16 protein-coding genes and 1 other RNA gene are annotated in these 18,916 nt (G+C 59.5%); 13 read left to right on the plus strand and 4 right to left on the minus strand.

Annotated features, from left to right (window positions below; translation table 11 throughout):
* Positions 1-7 precede the first annotated feature (7 nt).
* From CKW32_RS01315 to CKW32_RS01330, 4 genes are all read left to right on the plus strand, one after another.
* Entirely contained in the window at positions 8-1,372 is a 1,365-nt protein-coding gene (locus CKW32_RS01315; RefSeq protein WP_095183861.1) for a DUF1329 domain-containing protein, read from the plus strand.
* 242 nt (positions 1,373-1,614) lie between these two features.
* A complete protein-coding gene (locus CKW32_RS01320; RefSeq protein WP_095183862.1) occupies positions 1,615-4,344 on the plus strand; it encodes a LuxR C-terminal-related transcriptional regulator in 2,730 nt (909 codons plus the stop codon).
* A 162-nt stretch (positions 4,345-4,506) separates the two neighbouring features.
* The gene (locus tag CKW32_RS01325) at positions 4,507-5,151 is read left to right on the plus strand and encodes an MBL fold metallo-hydrolase (protein WP_095183863.1); all 645 of its coding nucleotides are present in this window, start codon (positions 4,507-4,509) and stop codon (positions 5,149-5,151) included.
* A gap of 235 nt (positions 5,152-5,386) precedes the next feature.
* The gene (locus CKW32_RS01330) at positions 5,387-6,160 is read left to right on the plus strand and encodes an OmpA family lipoprotein (protein WP_032886310.1); all 774 of its coding nucleotides are present in this window, start codon (positions 5,387-5,389) and stop codon (positions 6,158-6,160) included.
* Between the two features lie 68 nt (positions 6,161-6,228).
* On the opposite strand, the gene CKW32_RS01335 is transcribed toward CKW32_RS01330, so the two are convergent.
* The 4 genes from CKW32_RS01335 to CKW32_RS01350 form a co-directional block, all read right to left on the minus strand.
* Positions 6,229-6,810, minus strand: a complete 582-nt coding sequence (locus CKW32_RS01335) for a BON domain-containing protein (RefSeq protein WP_032886311.1) — start codon at positions 6,808-6,810, stop codon at positions 6,229-6,231.
* Complete coding sequence (locus tag CKW32_RS01340) at positions 6,807-7,400, minus strand: phosphoheptose isomerase (protein ID WP_032886312.1); 594 nt, start codon at positions 7,398-7,400, stop codon at positions 6,807-6,809. Before CKW32_RS01340 ends, CKW32_RS01335 begins: the two co-directional genes overlap by 4 nt.
* Positions 7,401-7,492: 92 nt before the next feature.
* Positions 7,493-7,864: a YraN family protein gene (locus CKW32_RS01345; protein WP_032886313.1), complete on the minus strand. Its 372-nt coding sequence runs from the start codon at positions 7,862-7,864 to the stop codon at positions 7,493-7,495.
* Entirely contained in the window at positions 7,864-9,675 is a 1,812-nt protein-coding gene (locus CKW32_RS01350) for a penicillin-binding protein activator (RefSeq protein WP_095183864.1), read from the minus strand. The genes CKW32_RS01345 and CKW32_RS01350 overlap by 1 nt, the downstream gene beginning before the upstream one ends.
* A 187-nt stretch (positions 9,676-9,862) precedes the next feature.
* On the opposite strand from CKW32_RS01350, the gene rsmI reads away from it, so the two are divergent.
* The 9 genes from rsmI to mraY all read left to right on the plus strand — a co-directional run bounded on the left by rsmI (position 9,863) and on the right by mraY (position 18,911).
* Complete coding sequence (gene rsmI / locus CKW32_RS01355) at positions 9,863-10,768, plus strand: 16S rRNA (cytidine(1402)-2'-O)-methyltransferase (protein ID WP_163033157.1); 906 nt, start codon at positions 9,863-9,865, stop codon at positions 10,766-10,768.
* A 95-nt stretch (positions 10,769-10,863) separates the two neighbouring features.
* An RNA gene (gene rnpB, locus CKW32_RS01360) (RNase P RNA component class A) lies at positions 10,864-11,217 on the plus strand.
* A gap of 354 nt (positions 11,218-11,571) precedes the next feature.
* Positions 11,572-12,027 carry a division/cell wall cluster transcriptional repressor MraZ gene (gene mraZ, locus CKW32_RS01365; RefSeq protein ID WP_003171868.1) on the plus strand — a complete coding sequence of 152 codons (456 nt, stop codon included), beginning with the start codon at positions 11,572-11,574 and terminating at the stop codon, positions 12,025-12,027.
* Positions 12,024-12,971 (plus strand): 16S rRNA (cytosine(1402)-N(4))-methyltransferase RsmH, encoded by a 948-nt coding sequence (gene rsmH, locus CKW32_RS01370; protein ID WP_032886315.1) that lies wholly within the window; start codon positions 12,024-12,026, stop codon positions 12,969-12,971. The genes mraZ and rsmH overlap by 4 nt, the downstream gene beginning before the upstream one ends.
* Positions 12,968-13,261 (plus strand): cell division protein FtsL, encoded by a 294-nt coding sequence (ftsL, locus tag CKW32_RS01375; protein ID WP_003216203.1) that lies wholly within the window; start codon positions 12,968-12,970, stop codon positions 13,259-13,261. Before rsmH ends, ftsL begins: the two co-directional genes overlap by 4 nt.
* Entirely contained in the window at positions 13,261-15,003 is a 1,743-nt protein-coding gene (locus CKW32_RS01380) for a penicillin-binding protein 2 (protein WP_163033163.1), read from the plus strand. Before ftsL ends, CKW32_RS01380 begins: the two co-directional genes overlap by 1 nt.
* Complete coding sequence (gene murE, locus CKW32_RS01385; RefSeq protein WP_032886317.1) at positions 15,003-16,466, plus strand: UDP-N-acetylmuramoyl-L-alanyl-D-glutamate--2,6-diaminopimelate ligase; 1,464 nt, start codon at positions 15,003-15,005, stop codon at positions 16,464-16,466. The genes CKW32_RS01380 and murE overlap by 1 nt, the downstream gene beginning before the upstream one ends.
* Positions 16,459-17,829 carry a UDP-N-acetylmuramoyl-tripeptide--D-alanyl-D-alanine ligase gene (murF, locus tag CKW32_RS01390; RefSeq protein ID WP_095183865.1) on the plus strand — a complete coding sequence of 457 codons (1,371 nt, stop codon included), beginning with the start codon at positions 16,459-16,461 and terminating at the stop codon, positions 17,827-17,829. The genes murE and murF overlap by 8 nt, the downstream gene beginning before the upstream one ends.
* Positions 17,829-18,911, plus strand: coding sequence for a phospho-N-acetylmuramoyl-pentapeptide-transferase (gene mraY, locus CKW32_RS01395; RefSeq protein WP_032886319.1), 1,083 nt, complete (start codon positions 17,829-17,831; stop codon positions 18,909-18,911). The genes murF and mraY overlap by 1 nt, the downstream gene beginning before the upstream one ends.
* The last annotated feature ends 5 nt before the right edge of the window (positions 18,912-18,916 follow it).

Consider the following 18,916-nt stretch of genomic DNA (forward strand, 5'->3'; position numbering starts at 1 on the left):
CCAGAACATGAAAATAACCAAAAGTCTGTTGCACGTCGGTGTGCTTGGGCTGTCGATCCTGGCGAGTAACGTCATGGCGGCGGTGTCGGCGGATGAAGCCGCCAAGCTGGGCACGACCCTGACGCCGATGGGGGCGGAAATGGCCGGTAACGCAGCGGGCACCATCCCTAAATGGTCGCCAATGCCTACCAACGCCGGCGCCGTCGACGCCCGTGGGTTCCTGGCCAACCCGTACGCCAGCGAACAACCGCAATTCACCATCACCGCGCAGAACGTCGAGCAGTACAAAGACAAGCTGGCGCCGGGGCAGTACGCGATGTTCAAGCGTTACCCGGAAACCTTCAAGATGCCGGTCTACCCGACCCATCGCGGCGCTACCGTGCCGGCGGATGTGTTCGCCGCCATCAAGAAGAACGCCACCACCACCAACCTGGTGTCGGGCGGCAACGGCCTGGAAAACTTTGAAACCGCCGTACCGTTCCCGATCCCGAAAAGCGGCGTGGAAGTTATCTGGAACCACATCACTCGTTATCGCGGTGGCAGCGTGACCCGCCTGGTGACCCAGGCCACGCCGCAAACCAACGGTTCCTACAGCCTGGTGTACTTCCGCGACCAGTTCGTGTTCCGCGACAAGATGAAGGACTTCGATCCGAAAAACCCGGGCAACGTGCTGTTCTACTTCAAGCAGCAAGTGACCGCGCCGGCACGTCTGGCCGGTGGTGTGCTGCTGGTGCACGAAACCCTGGACCAGGTGAAGGAGCCGCGTTCGGCGTGGGTCTACAACGCCGGCCAGCGTCGTGTGCGCCGGGCGCCGCAAGTGTCCTATGACGGGCCGGGTACCGCCGCCGACGGCCTGCGTACCTCCGATAACCTCGACATGTACAACGGTGCGCCGGATCGCTACGACTGGAAACTGGAAGGTAAGAAGGAAATCTACATCGCCTCCAACAGCTACAAGATCGACGATCCGAAACTCAAGTACGCCGACATCATCAAGGCCGGCCACATCAACCAGGACCTGACGCGCTACGAGCTGCGCCGTGTCTGGCATGTGGTCGCCACTTTGAAAGAAGGCCAGCGCCACATCTATGCCAAGCGTGACTTCTTCATCGACGAAGACACCTGGCAAGCGGCAGTGATCGATCACTACGACGGTCGCGGCCAACTGTGGCGCGTCGCCGAGGCCCATGCCGAGAACTACTACGACAAACAGGTGCCGTGGTATGCCCTGGAAACCCTCTACGACCTGCAGTCCGGCCGCTACCTGGCTTTGGGCATGAAGAACGAAGAGAAGCAGGCCTATGATTTCGGCTTCACCGCCACGACCAGCGACTTCACCCCAGCGGCCCTGCGCCAGGACGGTGTTCGCTAAGCGGCACGAGTAACTCAATGTGGGAGGGGGCCTGCCCCCGATAGCGGTGTGACAGTCAGCACGTGTATTGACTGATCCACCACTATCGGGAGCAAGCCCCCTCCCACTTTTTGTTTGTGGCGATATTTTTTGTCTCAGTTCTTTTTCAGGCAAATGTTGCAAAGATCTACAAAGCTGCTGCTTTTACCGCTAGTCTGCGGACATCTGCAATGCCGACAACAGCCTTCTACAAGAGCCCGGCGATGACTGATCTGTCCCGAATCCAAGGGCCTGCCAGTGCGGTAATCCCGACTCTGGAAGGTCGCTTCTACAGGCCTCCGCTGCCTGACGGCTATGTGCTGCGCCCCCGCCTGTGTGAACGGCTGAGCGCTGGCCTCGAAGGACGGTTGCTGCTGGTCAGCGCCCCGGCGGGGTTCGGTAAGAGTTCGCTGGCGGTGGAGTTCTGCCAGAGCCTGCCGGCTCACTGGCAAAGTCTATGGCTTGGGCTGAGCCCTCGGGACAACGACCCGGGGCGCTTCCTTGAGCGTCTGCTCGAGGGGTTGCAACACTACTTCCCCGCACTCGGCGCTCAATCCCTGGGCTTGCTGAAAATGCGCCAGCGTCACCAGCCCTTTGCCTTTGAAGAATGGCTCGATGGCCTGCTTGATGAGCTCGCGGTTCACCTGTCCACGCGCGCGCCATTGTTACTGGTACTGGATGACTATCATCTGGCCCAGGGTCCGGTGCTGGACCGTTGTCTTCAGTTTTTCCTCAACCATTTGCCGGATGGCCTGCTGGTATTGGTCACCAGTCGCCAGCGCCCTGACTGGCATCTGGCACGCTTGCGTCTGTCACGGCACTTGCTGGAGTTGCACGAGCAAGACCTGCGCCTGACCCATGCCGAATCTCAGGCGCTATTGGATCGCCACAGCAGTTCCCTGAGTGGTGAGGCCCTCGACAACCTGATCCGCCGCAGCGAAGGCTGGGTAGCCGGTTTGCGTTTCTGGTTGCTGGCGGCTTCCGAAGCCGGCAACGAAGACGCATTGCCGCAAAGCCTGCACGGTGGAGAAGGGCTGATCCGCGACTACCTGCTGGAGGAGGTGATCGATTGCTTGCCACCCGAAGTGCAGGCGTTCCTGTTCGACACTGCGCCCCAGGACCGTTTCTGCAGCGAACTGTGTGACGCCGTGCGCGAAGCTCATGACAGCGCCGAAATCCTGCGTTATCTGCAAGCGCACCAAGTGTTCCTGGTGCCCTTGGACGAGCAGGGCCACTGGTACCGTTATCATCATTTATTCTCCGACCTGCTGCGCACCCGCCGTGCGAGCAGCAATGTATTGCCAGCCGCCAGCCTGCACCTGCGCGCGTGTCGTTGGTTCAACGCCCAGGGTTTGATCGATGAGGCGGTGGAGCAGGCTTTACGCGCCGGGCACCTCGACGTGGCGGCCAACCTAGTGCAGAACCTGTCCGAAGAGCAACTGCTGGCCGAGCAGAATGTCGGCATGTTGCTGCGCTGGAAAATGGACTTGCCCGACAGCCTGCTGATCAGCACACCGCGCTTGATCGTGTTGTACAGCTGGGCATTGGGGTTGGCCTGCCAGTTGGATGCGGCGGAGGAATTGTCCGCGTACCTCAGTCGCTTCCTGCCGGCGCCCTCGGCCACTGCACAGCGCTCAATGCTGGCCCAATGGCTGGCGCTGAGCGGGATTATCGCTCGGGGCCGAGGTGATCGTGAATTGACTCAGCGCTATTGCAGTGAGGCGTTGGAAAGCCTGCCGCAACGGCGTTACGGCCAGCGCCTGGTGTGTCTGTCGACGCTGTCCAACTTGGCCATCGCCGATGGCGATTTGTGGCGCGCCCGTGGCCTGAACCGTGAATCCCTGGAACTGGCGCAGCGCGTCGGCAACCCTTTGTTCGAAGCCCTGGCCCATTACGACCGCGCGCGGGTATTGCAGGCCCGCGGTGAGATCCTGCGTGCCCTTGATGAAGTGCGTCAGGGTCTGCAACGTTTGCACGGTCTGGCGCCGCAGAGGCTGTATGCGGTGCGTGCGCGACTGTCGTTGTACGAAGGCTATTTGCTGTTAATGCGTAATCAGCCTGACGCCGGTATCGCTCACCTGCGGGCGGGTCTGGCCGAGGCGCGCGCCTGTCGCGACATCAGCGTACTGATCGGCCATTGCGTGATCGCCAGCTTCGAAGGGCGGCGCAATGACTTTTCCAAAGCCTTCGCCGAACTCGCCGAAGCCGAACGCTTGATGCATATCTGGGACGTGCCGCCGATCTACTATCTGGCGATGATCACCCTGATCAAATGCGAGCTGTGGCTGGCCCAAGGCCGCACCGATCTGGCCGATGCCTGGTTGACGCGGCTGGGGCAGACTTACAACGGCGAGCATGCTGCCGCTGCGCCGGAATTCCACCCGCATTTGCCGCAACATATCGGGCTGCAACAAGCCGCCCTTGATGCCATTCGTCATCAACCCGACGCTGCTTTGCAACGGCTCGGCGAACTGGCACAACACGCTCATAGCTGTGGGCGGCAGATGATTGCACTGATGGCATTCGCCCAGCAGACGCAGTTGCTGCTGGAATGCGGTCAGGAAGCCAAGGCGCGGCCGGTACTGTCCCGAGCGCTTGAGGCTGGCGCCGGAGGGGCGTTGCAACCTTTCCAGAGGCTGCTGGAAAACCACCCGGACTGGATGCGCGAGCAACTCGGCAAGGATCCCCATGGCTTGCTGAATCAGAGCCTTCTGGCACTTCTGCCTACCGTTGCTGAAGTGCACGCGTCACCTAGTCATGAAAGTCTGAGCGCCCGGGAACTGGCAGTGCTGCAACTCATCGCCCAAGGTTGCTCCAACCAGGAGATCAGCAACCGACTGTTTATCTCCCTGCACACTGTCAAGACTCACGCCAGCCATATCAACAGCAAGCTCGGCGTGGAGCGACGCACCCAGGCGGTGGCGAGGGCGCAGGAGTTGAGGTTGATTGGTTAGCGCTTGACCGTTTGCGGTGAGAGTTTTTTGTGTGAGTAAGCTTCTTGTGGCGAGCGAGCTTGCTTGCGTTGGGCCGCGAAGCGGTCCCAGTCTGTTTTAATAGTGCAATTATCCTGGCGATACTGCCCAACCCCCCAGTTAATTTGCACCAGAGGCCCGTTCATGGAAACCGCACAGCCACCCCTCATACGCGAAACCTTCCCTGTCGGTCCCCTGCAGTGCAACTGCACCATCATCGGCGATCCCATTACCAAAAAAGCCATTGTGGTCGACCCGGGCGGCAACCATGAATTGATCCTGGCCCGCCTGGACGCGCTGGGCCTCAAGGTGGTGAGCATCATCCATACCCACGCCCACCTCGATCACTTCCTGGCATCGGGTCAGTTGAAAGAGAAAACTGGCGCCACCTTGCACCTGCATAAGGAAGACCAGTTTCTGTGGGACAACCTGGAAATGCAGTGCCAGATGTTTCGCGTGCCTTATACCCCCGTGCCGTCGCCAGACCGTTGGCTGGAAGATGATGAAGAGTTAGCCTGCGGCTGTGGCGTTGCCTTGCATACTCCGGGTCACACGCCGGGCTCGATGAGTTTCTGGTTTGCCGACGCCAAGCTGCTGATCGCCGGCGATACGCTTTTCCGTCGTGGCGTGGGGCGTACAGATCTGTGGGGTGGGGACCAGGCCACGATTGTGCGCTCGATCAAACAGCGGCTTTATACGCTGGACGAGAGTGCCACGGTGGTCACCGGCCACGGACCGGACACGCGACTGGGCGATGAGATGCGCGAGAATCCATTTGTGCGGGCTTGAGGAGGTGAAAGCGGGCTGATGCATGTTTCATGAGGGGTAATCTGTTGTAGTAAAAACGCAGGTCGCGTTCAGGCTGGGTCTGCTACGTTTTCTACAGCGGTAATGCGGGCTAACGTTTCGTTACAGCTGCGCGAGTGTTCACGGAATTTTTGCCATTTGTCGTGTTCCAAACTCGGCAAAGGTCCATTGCCAATGTCCTCTGCACCACAGAATGCAAAAAGTAGGAGCTCTCTTCATGTTCACTCCGCGTCGTCTGCTTGTAGTCGCCACCGCCGTAGCCCTTTTGTCCGGCTGCGCTTCACCTAATCCTTATGACGGCAGCAGCCAGGGACAGGCGAATAATGAATCCAGCGGTATGAGCAAAACCGCCAAGTACGGTGGTCTCGGTGCTCTTGCCGGTGCGTTGGCCGGTGCTGCCATTGACCATAACAACCGTGGCAAGGGTGCGCTGATCGGTGCGGTGGTTGCGGGTGCTGGTGCCGCGGGTTATGGCTACTACGCCGACCAACAGGAAAAGAAACTGCGCGAGAGCATGGCCAACACTGGAGTTGAAGTTCAGCGCCAGGGTGATCAGATCAAGCTGATCATGCCGGGCAACATCACCTTCGCGACCAACTCGGATGCGATCTCCAGCAGCTTCTATCAGCCGCTGAACAATCTGGCCAACTCCCTCAAACAGTTCAACCAAAACACCATCCAGATTGTTGGCTACACCGACAGTACCGGTAGCCGCCAACTGAACATGGACCTGTCCCAGCGTCGTGCGCAGAGCGTGGCCAACTACTTGACCTCCCAAGGCGTCAACGGTGCAAACCTGAGTGCCCGTGGTGCCGGTCCGGATAACCCGATTGCCAGCAACGCCGACGTCAACGGTCGCGCTCAGAACCGTCGCGTGGAAGTTAACCTGGGCCCAATCCCTGGCCAGCAGTACGGCCAGCCGGGCACCCAGCAACAGGCGCCACAACAGAACAACCAGTTCCAAGGCAACCCGTACTCGCAGTACCAGTAAACAACGGCTAATAAAAAGGGCGCCGTGCAGTCAATGCACGGCGCCCTTTTTTGTGGCTGTCGATTACATCAGTCGATGTATTCGAACACCTTCACGATTTTCTGCACGCCGGATACGCCCTGTACCAGGTTGGACGCACGGGTGGCTTCTGCCTGGGTCAGCAGGCCCATCAGGTAAACGATGCCGTTGTCCGTCACGACCTTGATGCGCGAGCCGGGGATCGCATTGTCGGTGAGCATCTGCGCTTTGATCTTGGTGGTCAGCAGCGCGTCATTACTGATGGCAAGCAGGGTGATCGGATCCATGACCTGCAATTCGTTGTGGACCTTCTTGACCCGCTGAACCGACGCAGCGGCCTGCTCGGCCTGGGCCTTGAGGTCGGCGCGCGGCGTTTGGCCTGCGAGCAGCACCACGCCGTTGAAGCTGGTTACGACGATACGCGACGCACCGTTGCCCAAGTCCGTTGCGGCTTTGGCGACGTTTACTTCGACCTTTGTTTCGATCAACGAGTCGTCAATCTTGCTGCCGAAGGTGCGGGTGCCCTTGTCGTCCTGAATAGGGGTGTCACGTGTCGCAGTGATCGCCGTGCTGCAGCCGCTGATGCCGAGGCACAGCGTAATGGCCAAGAGGCCGAGGCGGTTAACGGTCATTCTTCACTCCCAAACAGTTGGCTGTCGATCAGATCGCACAGGCAGTGGATCGCCAGCAGGTGGACTTCCTGAATACGTGCGGTGACATTGGCCGGGACGCGAATTTCAACATCTTCGGGCAGTAACAGCGAGGCCATGCCGCCGCCATCGCGTCCGGTCAATGCTACGACAATCATTTCGCGATCATGTGCGGCCTGGATCGCTTGAATAATATTCGCCGAGTTGCCGCTGGTGGAAATCGCCAGCAGTACATCGCCTGGTTGGCCCAAGGCGCGGATCTGCTTGGAGAAGATTTCGTTGTAGCTGTAGTCATTGGCTATCGAGGTGATCGTCGACGAATCGGTGGTCAAGGCGATAGCCGGCAGGCTCGGACGCTCCCGCTCGAAGCGGTTGAGCAATTCGGACGAGAAATGCTGGGCATCGCCGGCCGAACCGCCGTTGCCGCACGAAAGCATTTTGCGTTCGGTGAGCAAGGCATTAACCATGACCTGACTGGCTTGCTCGATGTGCGGTGCAAGTACGTCCATCGCCTGTTGCTTGGTGTCGATGCTGGCCTGGAAAAGCTGGCGAATTCGGGATTGCATGTCCATCTGTGTGACCTTAATTAGCGCGGCTATTTGGCACAGGAATGTGCAGCCCGCAAAGCAAAGAGCAAAAGTGTGTGGTGAAGATGTCCGGCGAATCAGCTGTCGAAGGCATCTTTGAGCCAGTTCAGATCAGCCTTGCCTGACGGTGTGCTTTCTATGGCAACCACGTCGAAACGGCAGGGGGAGTTGGCCCAGCGATGCTCTTTTTGCAGGAAAAACTGCGCGGCGAGTATCAGCTTCTGACGCTTGCGCCCGTCGATACTGGCGAGCGCGCCACCCCATTGTGCGTGTTTTCTGTAGCGGACTTCGACGAATACTACTGTATCGCCGTCAAGCATGACCAGATCAAGCTCGCCGCGTTTACACAACCAGTTCTGCGCCAGCAGGCGCAGGCCTTGTTTTTGCAAGTGTTGCAGAGCTTGAAGTTCGGCATCCTTGCCGCTTTGCGCGCTGGACCTCTCGGGCATCAGCGCGGGGTGTCCGGCAGGCGTTGGATCTCGCCACCGACGAACTTCGCCCATGGCATCTGGCGATCAACGCGCTGGTTGGCGCTGATACCCAGGTTGCCCGAAAGGCCGTCAACCCGTGTGTCCGGCAGGGCCTTGAGCTGGCCAAGGCGTGGCGCGAGGCGGTAGGCGTCGACACCCATTGCATACAGGCGGCCCAGGCTGCCGTTGGCTTGTGGCCATTGCGCCGCAACCTGGTTGCGCAGCGGGTCAGTGGTGTTGAGCAGCCAAGGCGTTTCGCAGAACATTACATTGGTCATGTCCAGGTACTGGTTGCGGTCACCGCTGGCGCTGAAAACGTGGGACGTTGCGTAGACCGGTACATCACCGGCGTACTGGAAGTTCAGGGTCGGCTTGATCTGCTGAGCCAGTTGCGGAGTGACGGCCAGGAAGATGAATTCGATGTCCTGGCGACGCGACGGTTGTGCCGCTACGTCAGTACCAACGGTGCTTTGCAGGCTCTTGGCGCGGCCTTCGCTTTTACGCAGTTGGAACAGATCGGCAATCTGCTGGGCCAGGGCGACCGGCTGGTCGACATACTCGACCCCCATGACGGTGCCGCCGTTGGCTTCCCAATCCTGGCGGAACGCTTTGTAGACGCGCTCACCCCATTCGCCACGGGGCACCATCGCGGCAGCGCGATGCAGGCCGTCGGCACGGGCACGGCGCGAGACTTCGCGAGCTTCGTCTTCAGCGGCCAGGCCGAACTGGAACAATTGCGCTGGACCTTGATCGGTTTCGCTGTAGTTCAGTGCCAGGGTGGTGATCGGCAGTTGCGGGCGCGCACTGAGCTGCTTGACCAGCGGCTTCTCCAGTGGGCCGACGACTAATTGCACGCCGGCAGCCTGGGCCTTGGCGTAGAAGTCGTCGATGGAAGTCAGGCGCGAGCTGTCATAGAACTCGATCACCGGGGGCTTCTGCCCGGCTTGTTCAGCCTGGTAGTGAGCGGCCATGAAGCCTTCGCGCAGTGCCTTGCCCACGGAAGCCAGGGGGCCCTCTTGGGGCAGTAGCAGGGCAATCTTGCTCAAGGGCTGGCTTGCGAGTTCCTTGAGCTTGGTCAGCGGTGTTGGCAACTGCACGGCAGCCGGGTGGCCGGGGTTCTGCGCGCGCCAGGTGTCGATAGCGGCTTGTTGTTGCTCCAGCGTGCCGGCACCCTTGACCGCCTGGGCCAAGGTGATCCAGCCGTCCAGGGTCGGGTTGCCACTGGCTTGCAGCTGTTCGGCAGGTAGTGCGGCAATCAAAGTCCAGATGGCTTCGTGATTGCTTTGGGCTGCATCGCCAGTGAGCAGCGGCGCCATGGCGACACGCTCGCGGGCGGCGTTGAGGGTCTGGCCATCAGCCTCATAAGCACGAGCATGCACGGTACCTGTGCGAATCTGCTGTTCAGTCGGCAGGTCCTTCAGACTTTGCAGGCTAGCGTGGTTCAAGGCAGTCAGCGCAGCCTTCGGCTGGTTGCGTGCCATGGCCAGCTCGGCGGCCAGGGTGCTGGCGAACACTTGTGCTGCCGGCTTGAGGGCGTCCAGGGGCACTTGGGCAAGAATTTGCGACGAGCGGCCAGGGTTGTTTTGTTTATAAGCCATGTCTGCCGCACTCAGGCGCAGCAATGCGGCCTTTTCTGGCGTCTTGGCGGTGGTTGCCTGTTCGAGCAGTTGCTCGATACTGGCATCCGGGGTCCGTGGAAGTTCGCCAAGGCTGGACGAGGGCGAGCTGGCGCAAGCCGCCAGTAAGGCAGCGAGGCAGAGGGCAGAGAGCAGCCGCAGGCAAGCGATCATGTAAGTGTTCCTGATACCGATCAAATTAGCGTGGAATTGTACCCAAGCACTGGCCCAGGCGCGATGTTACTGGTGTGAAACCGTCGATTTAGGTCGTGCAAATGTTGGTATTGGGCTGTTGTAGGCAATCGGCGGCGGAAACGGCATCGACCGTGATGGCATATTTTCAAAGCATCTACGCGCTACAATGCGGCTTTTGCCAACCATCGAGGTGTGCGTTTTGACTGCTCCAGGTCCTTTGAATTCCACTGCAGGCTCGCTTTTTGTCGTGGCGACGCCCATTGGCAACCTGGACGACATCAGTGCCCGGGCGCTGAAAGTGTTGCGCGAGGTTAAATTGATCGCGGCGGAAGACACTCGGCACTCCCAGCGGTTGATGCAACATTTTGGTATCAGCACGCCATTAGCCGCCTGTCACGAGCACAACGAGCGCGAAGAAGGCAGCCGCTTTATTGTGCGCCTGCTGGCCGGTGACGATGTGGCGCTGATCTCCGACGCGGGAACGCCGCTGATTTCTGATCCGGGTTACCACTTGGTTCGCCAGGCGCGGGCCGCTGGTATCAATGTAGTGCCTGTTCCGGGTGCGTGCGCACTGATTGCTGCATTGTCGGCTGCGGGGCTGCCTTCAGATCGGTTTATTTTCGAAGGTTTTTTGCCGGCCAAAGCAGTGGGGCGTCGTGCGCGTCTTGAGGCGGTAAAGGAAGAACCGCGTACTTTGATCTTCTACGAAGCGCCGCACCGCATCCTTGAATGTCTGCAAGATATGGAATTGGTGTTTGGCGGCGAGCGCCTGGCATTGTTGGCGCGAGAACTGACTAAAACATTCGAAACCCTCAAGGGGCTGCCGCTGGAGGAGTTGCGTGCATTTGTCGAGGGCGACAGCAATCAACAGCGTGGCGAGTGTGTGGTGCTGGTGGCGGGCTGGACGGCGCCGGAGGCCGAAGATGCGGTCGGCAGCGAGGCCATGCGCATTCTTGACCTGCTCCTCAAGGAGATGCCCCTCAAGCGCGCCGCGGCCCTGGCTGCAGAAATTACCGGTCTGCGTAAGAATGTGTTGTATCAAGTTGCGCTGGATAAACAGAAAGCTGAATAGTTCCGGGGTTAAACCGGTATTCCGTCTGAACGTGATGGCCTTGGTGACTATTATTACTTGTCCTGAGGCCGCCGTGCCGTTAACCTGCGCGGCGGAGAGTCGATTGGACAGTCGCTGCCCTCTATGAAAATTAGGGGGGGGAGGAAAGTCCGGGCTCCATAGGGCGAAGTGCCAGGTAATGCCTGGGAGGCGTGAGCCTACGGAAAGTGCCACAGAAAATAACCGCCTAAGTACTTCGGTACCGGTAAGGGTGAAAAGGTGCGGTAAGAGCGCACCGCACGACTGGCAACAGTTCGTGGCTAGGTAAACCCCACTTGGAGCAAGACCAAATAGGGTCCCAAGGCGTGGCCCGCGCTGGGACCGGGTAGGTTGCTAAAGATGTCCAGTGATGGCCATCGTAGACGAATGACTGTTCAAGACAGAACCCGGCTTACAGATCGACTCTCCACCTTTTTCCTTCTGCCCGAGTCTCGGGCAGAAAACCGGTAATAACGCAAGAATCCTTCCCTGCCAAATCATTGGCAGATGCATCTTCGTAATACCAAAAAAATCTTACTCTTAATAAATTACTTTAACTTTAAGTCGTAGCTCTTTGAGCTATTTGCCCTTATTGGGTCAAAAATACCGCCGAACTCTGGTTTCTCCTGCTTTTACGCTCCTAAATCTCCGTTCTGTAAGGCTTTTCCTTGAATCCGCGCCTTGACGGTGTGGTGGGCGCATTCCTATAGTGTGCGCAAGTGGCGGAAAGTGGCACAAAGTGGGTTTTTTGAACGTAAAACGCTAAAATTTGGAGAAACGCATCTGTGTTTCGCGGAGCTAACGCTATCAGTCTCGATGCAAAAGGCCGTCTCGCCATGCCGAGCCGGTATCGTGACGAGCTGATTTCGCGAAGTTCCGGGCAATTAATCATCACTATCGATGCTGTTGATCCTTGTTTATGTGTTTACCCGCTCGATGAGTGGGAGTTGATTGAAACCAAATTGCGCGCCCTGCCTTCATTGCGTGAAGAAAACCGCCGCCTGCAGCGTTTGCTGATCGGTAATGCCGTCGACCTTGAGCTCGATGGCAGTGGTCGTTTCCTGGTGCCCCCGCGTCTTCGCGAGTACGCCAAGCTGGACAAGCGCGCAATGCTGGTTGGCCAACTGAACAAGTTCCAATTGTGGGACGAAGATGCCTGGGATGCTGTTTCTGCAGCTGACCTGGCTGCTATTCAACAACCGGGCGCTATGCCTGATGAACTGCGTGATTTGATCCTGTGACTATTGATAGCGGCTTTAACCACATCACCGTACTGCTTGACGAAGCCGTTGAGGCTCTCGCCGTACGCGCGGATGGCTGCTATTTGGATGGCACCTTTGGCAGGGGCGGGCACAGCCGGTTGATACTCAGCCAGCTCGGTCCCGACGGCAAGCTCCTCGGGTTCGACAAAGACCCCCAAGCGATTGCCACCGGGCAAGCGCTAGCGGCCGAAGACGGCCGCTTTGTCGTTGTGCAGCGCAGCTTTGCCGAGCTGGGTGCTGAAGTCGCCGAGCGTGGTATGGCGGGCAAGGTGGCCGGGGTTTTGCTCGACTTAGGCGTGTCTTCGCCACAGCTCGATGATCCGGAGCGCGGCTTCAGCTTCATGAACGATGGCCCTCTCGATATGCGCATGGATCCTACCCGTGGCATCAGTGCGGCACAGTTCATCGCCACCGCTCCCCATGAAGAAATTACCCGCGTATTCAAGGAATACGGTGAAGAGCGTTTCGCTGGTCGCATGGCACGTGCCGTGGTGGAGCGCCGTGAAATTCAGCCGTTCGAACGCACCGCCGACCTGGCCGAAGTACTCAAAGTCGCCAACCCTGCATGGGAAAAGGGCAAGAATCCTGCGACCCGTGCGTTCCAAGGCCTGCGCATTCACGTCAACAACGAACTGGGCGATCTGGAAGCTGGTCTTGAAGCCGCGCTGGACGCTTTGGAAGTGGGCGGTCGTCTAGTGGTGATCAGTTTCCACTCCCTTGAAGACCGCATCGTCAAATTGTTCATGCGTCGGTTGGTCAAGGGTGAGTCCGACAACCTGCCGCGCAACCTGCCGGTGCGTTTCGAAGCCTTTGTGCCGAAAATCAAAATCCATGGCAAAGCGCAGTTTGCTTCCGAGGCCGAACTCAAGGCCAACCCACGCTCCCGTAGCGCCGTCATGCGCGTCGCGGAGAAGCTGCGGTGAGCAAGCTTTTTGCCAAGCCCCTGCCGGGCGGCAGCTTCTTTATGTTGCTGCTGTTTGTCGGCGTGCTGGTGTCCGCGATTGCGGTGTCCTACAGCGCCCACTACAACCGTCAACTGCTTAACACCCTGTACGGGGAATTGAGTGTGCGCGACAAAGCGCAGGCGGAATGGGGTCGGTTGATTCTTGAGCAAAGTACCTGGACGGCCCATAGCCGTATCGAAGTTCTGGCCACCGAACAACTGAAAATGCACATTCCGGGCGCGGCCGAAGTCCGCATGGTGGCGCCATGATGAAGCTCGAGGGCGCACTTTATCCATGGCGCTTCCGACTGATGCTCGGGTTGCTGGCATTGATGGTGGGGGCGATTGCCTGGCGGATCATCGACTTGCAGGTCGTCGACCGTGACTTCCTGATCGGCCAGGGCGACGCCCGTAGCCTTCGTCATATCCCGATTCCTGCGCACCGCGGCCTGATTACCGATCGTAACGGCGAGCCTCTGGCCGTCAGTACGCCGGTAACTACCCTGTGGGCCAACGCCAAGGAGTTGCAGGTTGCCAAGGACAGGTGGCCACAACTGGCTGCCGCACTGGGCCAGGATCCAAAAGCCTTGGCCGAGCGCCTTGAGGCTCAAGCCAATAAAGAATTCATCTACCTTGTTCGTGGCCTCACCCCCGAGCAGGGCCAGCAAGTGCTCGACCTTAAAGTCCCCGGTGTCTACGGCATCGAGGAATTCCGTCGTTTCTATCCGGCCGGTGAAACCACCGCCCACATGGTCGGCTTTACCGACATCGATGACCACGGCCGCGAAGGCGTGGAGTTGGCCTACGACGAATGGCTGGCTGGTGTTCCCGGTAAACGACAAGTCATCAAGGATCGGCGCGGCAGACTGATCAAGGATGTCCAAGTCACCAAAAACGCCAAGGCCGGTAAGCCCTTGGCGTTGTCGATTGACCTGCGTCTGCAATACCTGGCCAACCGCGAGCTGCGTAACGCGATCATCGAGAACGGCGCCAAGGCCGGCAGCCTCGTGATCATGGACGTGAAGACCGGCGAGATCCTGGCTATGGTCAACCAGCCGACCTACAACCCGAATAACCGTCGCAACCTGCAGCCGGCGATGATGCGCAACCGCGCCATGATCGACGTGTTCGAGCCGGGTTCGACCATGAAAGCCATCTCCATGAGTGCCGCCCTGGAAACCGGACGCTGGAAACCCAGCGACAAGGTCGAGGTGTACCCAGGCACTTTGCAGCTTGGCAAATACACTATTCGTGACGTATCGCGCACCGAAGGTCCGGTGTTGGATTTGACAGGCATCCTGATCAACTCCAGTAACGTGGGCATGAGTAAGGTCGCCTTCGATATCGGCGGTGAAACCATCTACCACCTGGCGCAGAAAATCGGCTTGGGCCAACCCACCGGTCTGGATTTTCCCGGTGAGCGTGTCGGCAACCTGCCGAACTACCGCGACTGGAAAAAGGCCGAGACCGCCACGCTTTCCTACGGTTACGGCCTGTCGGTAACCGCAATCCAGCTGGCGCACGCGTTCTCCGTGCTGGCCAACAACGGTCGCATGGTGCCGCTGAGCCTGATTCACGTCGACGAAGCGCCGAAAGCCACCCAGGTGATCCCGGAAAACGTCGCCAAGACTATGCAAGGCATGCTGCAACAAGTGATCGAAGCGCCGCGCGGTGTATTCCGGGCCCAGGTGCCGGCGTATCACGTGGCAGGCAAGTCCGGTACCGCGCGTAAAACGTCGGTGGGTACCAAGGGCTATGCCGAAAACTCCTACCGTTCGCTGTTCGCCGGCTTTGGCCCGATGAGCGATCCACGTTACGCCATTGTTGTAGTGATCGACGAGCCGAGCAAAGCCGGTTACTTCGGTGGTCTGGTCTCGGCGCCAGTGTTCAGCAAAGTGATGTCCGGCACCCTGCGCTTGATGAACATCACGCCGGACAACTTGCCGCCGACTCAACAAGCGAATGCCGGACCACCGGTTGCTGCAGTCAAAGCCAATGGAGGGCGCGGCTGATGTCTCTTAGCCTGAATAAGATTTTCGCCCACGCTGGTCGCGATCTGCTGATTCGCGAGTTGACCCTCGACAGCCGTAACGTGCGCGCCGGTGATCTGTTCCTGGCGGTGCCAGGCGGCAAGGTCGATGGTCGTGCGCATATTGCCGACGCCTTGCAGCGCGGCGCCGCAGCCGTGGCTTATGAAGTGGAAGGCGCCACGGTGCTGCCGATCACCGACGTGCCGCTGATCCCTGTCAAAGGCTTGGCCAAACAATTGTCGGACATCGCCGGGCGCTTCTATGGCGACCCGAGCCGCCATCTCAATCTGGTGGGTGTGACCGGTACCAACGGCAAGACCAGTGTGACCCAACTGGTTGCCCAGGCGCTTGACCTGCTGGGCCAGCACTGCGGCATCGTTGGCACCCTTGGCACCGGTTTTTATGGCGCGCTTCAAAGCGGCCTGCACACCACGCCCAATCCTATTGCTGTGCAAGCGACCCTAGCCGACCTGAAAAAGGCCGGTGCCAAGGCGGTTGCCATGGAAGTCTCGTCCCACGGTCTGGACCAGGGCCGCGTAACCGCCCTGGCCTTTGATGTGGCGGTGATGACCAACCTGTCCCGCGACCACCTGGACTACCACGGGACGATGGAGGCGTATGCGTCCGCCAAGGCCAAGCTGTTCGCCTGGAATGACCTGAAGTGCCGGGTTGTGAACCTGGACGACGAGTTCGGTCGCCAGTTGGCCGCGCAGGACAGCGAATCGCGTTTGATCAGCTACAGCCTGCTGGACTCCAGCGCGTACCTGTATTGCCGCGAAGCCCAATTTAATGACGAAGGCGTTCGCGCCACGTTGGTAACGCCCCAAGGCGAACATCACCTGCGCAGCACCTTGCTCGGGCGGTTCAACCTCAGCAACGTCCTCGCCGCTATCGGCGCGCTGCTTGGTCTGGATTACGCCCTGGACGAAATCCTCAAAGTGCTGCCGAAGCTGGAAGGTCCGGCTGGTCGCATGCAACGCCTGGGTGGCGGCACCCAGCCGCTGGTGGTGGTTGATTACGCCCACACCCCGGATGCCCTTGAAAAAGTCCTCGAAGCCTTGCGTCCTCACGCCAAAGGGAAGTTGCTGTGCCTGTTCGGTTGCGGCGGTGATCGCGATCGCGGCAAGCGTCCGCTGATGGCCGAGATTGTCGAGCGCCTGGCCGACGGCGTACTCGTCACCGATGACAACCCGCGTAGCGAAAACCCGAGCCAGATCTTCGACGATATCCGCGCAGGCTTTAAAGACGCGTCCAAGGCTACTTTCGTTGCCGGTCGTGGTGCCGCCATCGCCCAGTTGATCGCCAGTGCCAGCGCTGATGACGTAGTAGTACTGGCCGGCAAGGGGCACGAGGACTACCAGGAAATCAATGGCGAGCGTCATGCCTTCTCCGATCTGGTCGAGGCCGATCACGCCTTGACCGCCTGGGAGATTGCCCATGCTTAAAGCGATGAAATTCAGCGAGCTGAGCCAGGCTCTGTCCGCTCGTATGCTGTCGAGCGATTGCTGCTTCGATGGCGTGAGTATCGACAGTCGCGCGATCAAGCCTGGGCAACTGTTTGTCGCCTTGGCCGGACCGCGCTTTGACGGTCACGACTACCTGAATGAAGTGGCCGCCAAAGGTGCCGTGGGTGCCTTGGTTCAGCGCGAAGTCGCCGACTCCACCTTGCCGCAACTGCTCGTCGCCGATACCCGCTTGGCTCTCGGTCAATTGGGCGCGCTGAACCGTGCTGCTTTTAATAAGCCTGTCGCAGCCGTTACCGGCTCCAGCGGCAAGACAACGGTCAAGGAACTGCTTGCTGGTGTACTGCGTACGCGCGGCCCGGTGCTTGCGACCCGTGGCAACCTTAATAATGACTTTGGCGCTCCGCTGACCCTGCTTGAACTCGCCCCGGAACACACGGCGGCAGTGATCGAACTGGGGGCTTCGCGCATCGGCGAAATCGCCTACACCGTGGCGCTGACCAAGCCCCACGTTGCAATTATCAACAACGCCGGTACTGCCCACGTTGGCGAGTTCGGTGGCCCGGAAAAAATCGTCGAAGCCAAGGGCGAGATTCTTGAGGGCCTGGATGCATCGGGCACCGCGGTTTTGAATCTGGACGACAAGGCCTTCGAGACCTGGCGTGTACGCGCCGCCGGTCGCAAGGTCCTGACATTTGCCGTGCTTAACGCAGCGGCTGATTTCCATGCATCCAACATCACCGTCGATGCCCGTGGCTGCCCGTCCTTCACCTTGCACACCCCGCAAGGTGACGAACACGTGCAACTGAATTTGTTGGGCAACCATAACGTCGCCAATGCCCTGGCCGCCGCCGCTGCGGCCCATGCCTTGGGCGTTTCGCTGTTCGGTATTGCCACGGGCCTGGGCGCGGTGCAACCGGTCAAGGGTCGTACCGTGGCGCAGTTGGCAACCAACGGCATGCGTGTGATTGATGACACCTACAACGCCAACCCATCGTCCATTAATGCCGCTGTAGACCTGCTAAACGGTTTTGACGGTCGCAAGGTGCTGGTACTGGGTGACATCGGCGAATTGGGCGACTGGGCTGAACAAGGCCACCGCGAAGTCGGCGCGTATGCCGCAGGCAAAGTCGACGCCCTCTACGCCGTTGGTACGAACATGGCCCATGCCGTGGCTGCCTTCGGCCAAGGTGCGCGACATTTCGCAACCCAGGCCGAGTTGATTCAGGCGCTGGGCACAGCAGAACAAGACAAACACACAACCATTTTGATCAAGGGATCGCGCAGCGCGGTGATGGAAAACGTCGTCGCGGCCTTGTGTGGCTCAAGTACGGAGAAACATTAATGCTGCTGCTGCTGGCTGAGTATCTGCAACAGTTCCACAAAGGCTTCGCGGTCTTTCAGTACCTGACCCTGCGCGGGATCCTGGGTGTGCTGACCGCGCTGTCTTTGTCGCTGTTTTTGGGGCCGTGGATGATCCGCACCCTGCAGAACCTGCAAATTGGTCAATCGGTTCGTAATGACGGCCCGCAGTCGCACCTGTCCAAGTCCGGCACCCCGACAATGGGCGGCGCGTTGATCCTGTCGTCCATCGGCATCAGCACCTTGCTGTGGGCCGACCTGCACAACCGCTACGTCTGGGTGGTGCTGCTGGTAACCCTGCTGTTCGGCGCCATCGGCTGGGTCGATGACTACCGCAAAGTGATCGAGAAAAACTCCAAGGGGCTGCCAAGCCGCTGGAAGTATTTCTGGCAGTCGGTGTTCGGCCTGGGCGCAGCGATCTTCCTGTACACCACGGCGCCAAGCGCAGTGGAAACCACCCTGATCATCCCGATGCTCAAGGACGCCAGCATTCCATTGGGTATCGGCTTCGTGGTGCTGACCTACTTCGTGATCGTCGGCTCCAGCAACGCGGTGAACCTGACCGACGGCCTCGACGGTCTGGCGATCATGCCGACGGTGATGGTGGGCGGCGCGCTTGGCATCTTCTGCTACCTGTCAGGTAACGTGAAATTCGCTGAGTACCTGCTGATCCCTTATGTACCGGGCGCGGGTGAACTGATTGTGTTCTGCGGCGCCTTGATCGGTGCCGGTCTGGGCTTCTTGTGGTTCAACACCTACCCGGCACAAGTCTTCATGGGCGACGTCGGCGCACTGGCGCTGGGCGCAGCCCTGGGCACCATCGCGGTGATTGTTCGCCAGGAAATCGTGTTGTTCATCATGGGCGGTGTGTTCGTGATGGAAACCCTGTCGGTGGTCATCCAGGTGGCGTCCTTCAAGTTGACCGGGCGCCGCGTGTTCCGCATGGCGCCGATTCACCACCACTTTGAACTCAAGGGCTGGCCCGAGCCACGCGTGATCGTCCGTTTTTGGATCATCACTGTGATTCTCGTACTGGTTGGCCTTGCCACCCTGAAACTGAGGTAGAAACG

It is taken from the genome of Pseudomonas sp. Irchel 3H9 (assembly GCF_900187495.1).
In the GTDB taxonomy this organism is placed as follows: domain Bacteria; phylum Pseudomonadota; class Gammaproteobacteria; order Pseudomonadales; family Pseudomonadaceae; genus Aquipseudomonas; species Aquipseudomonas sivasensis.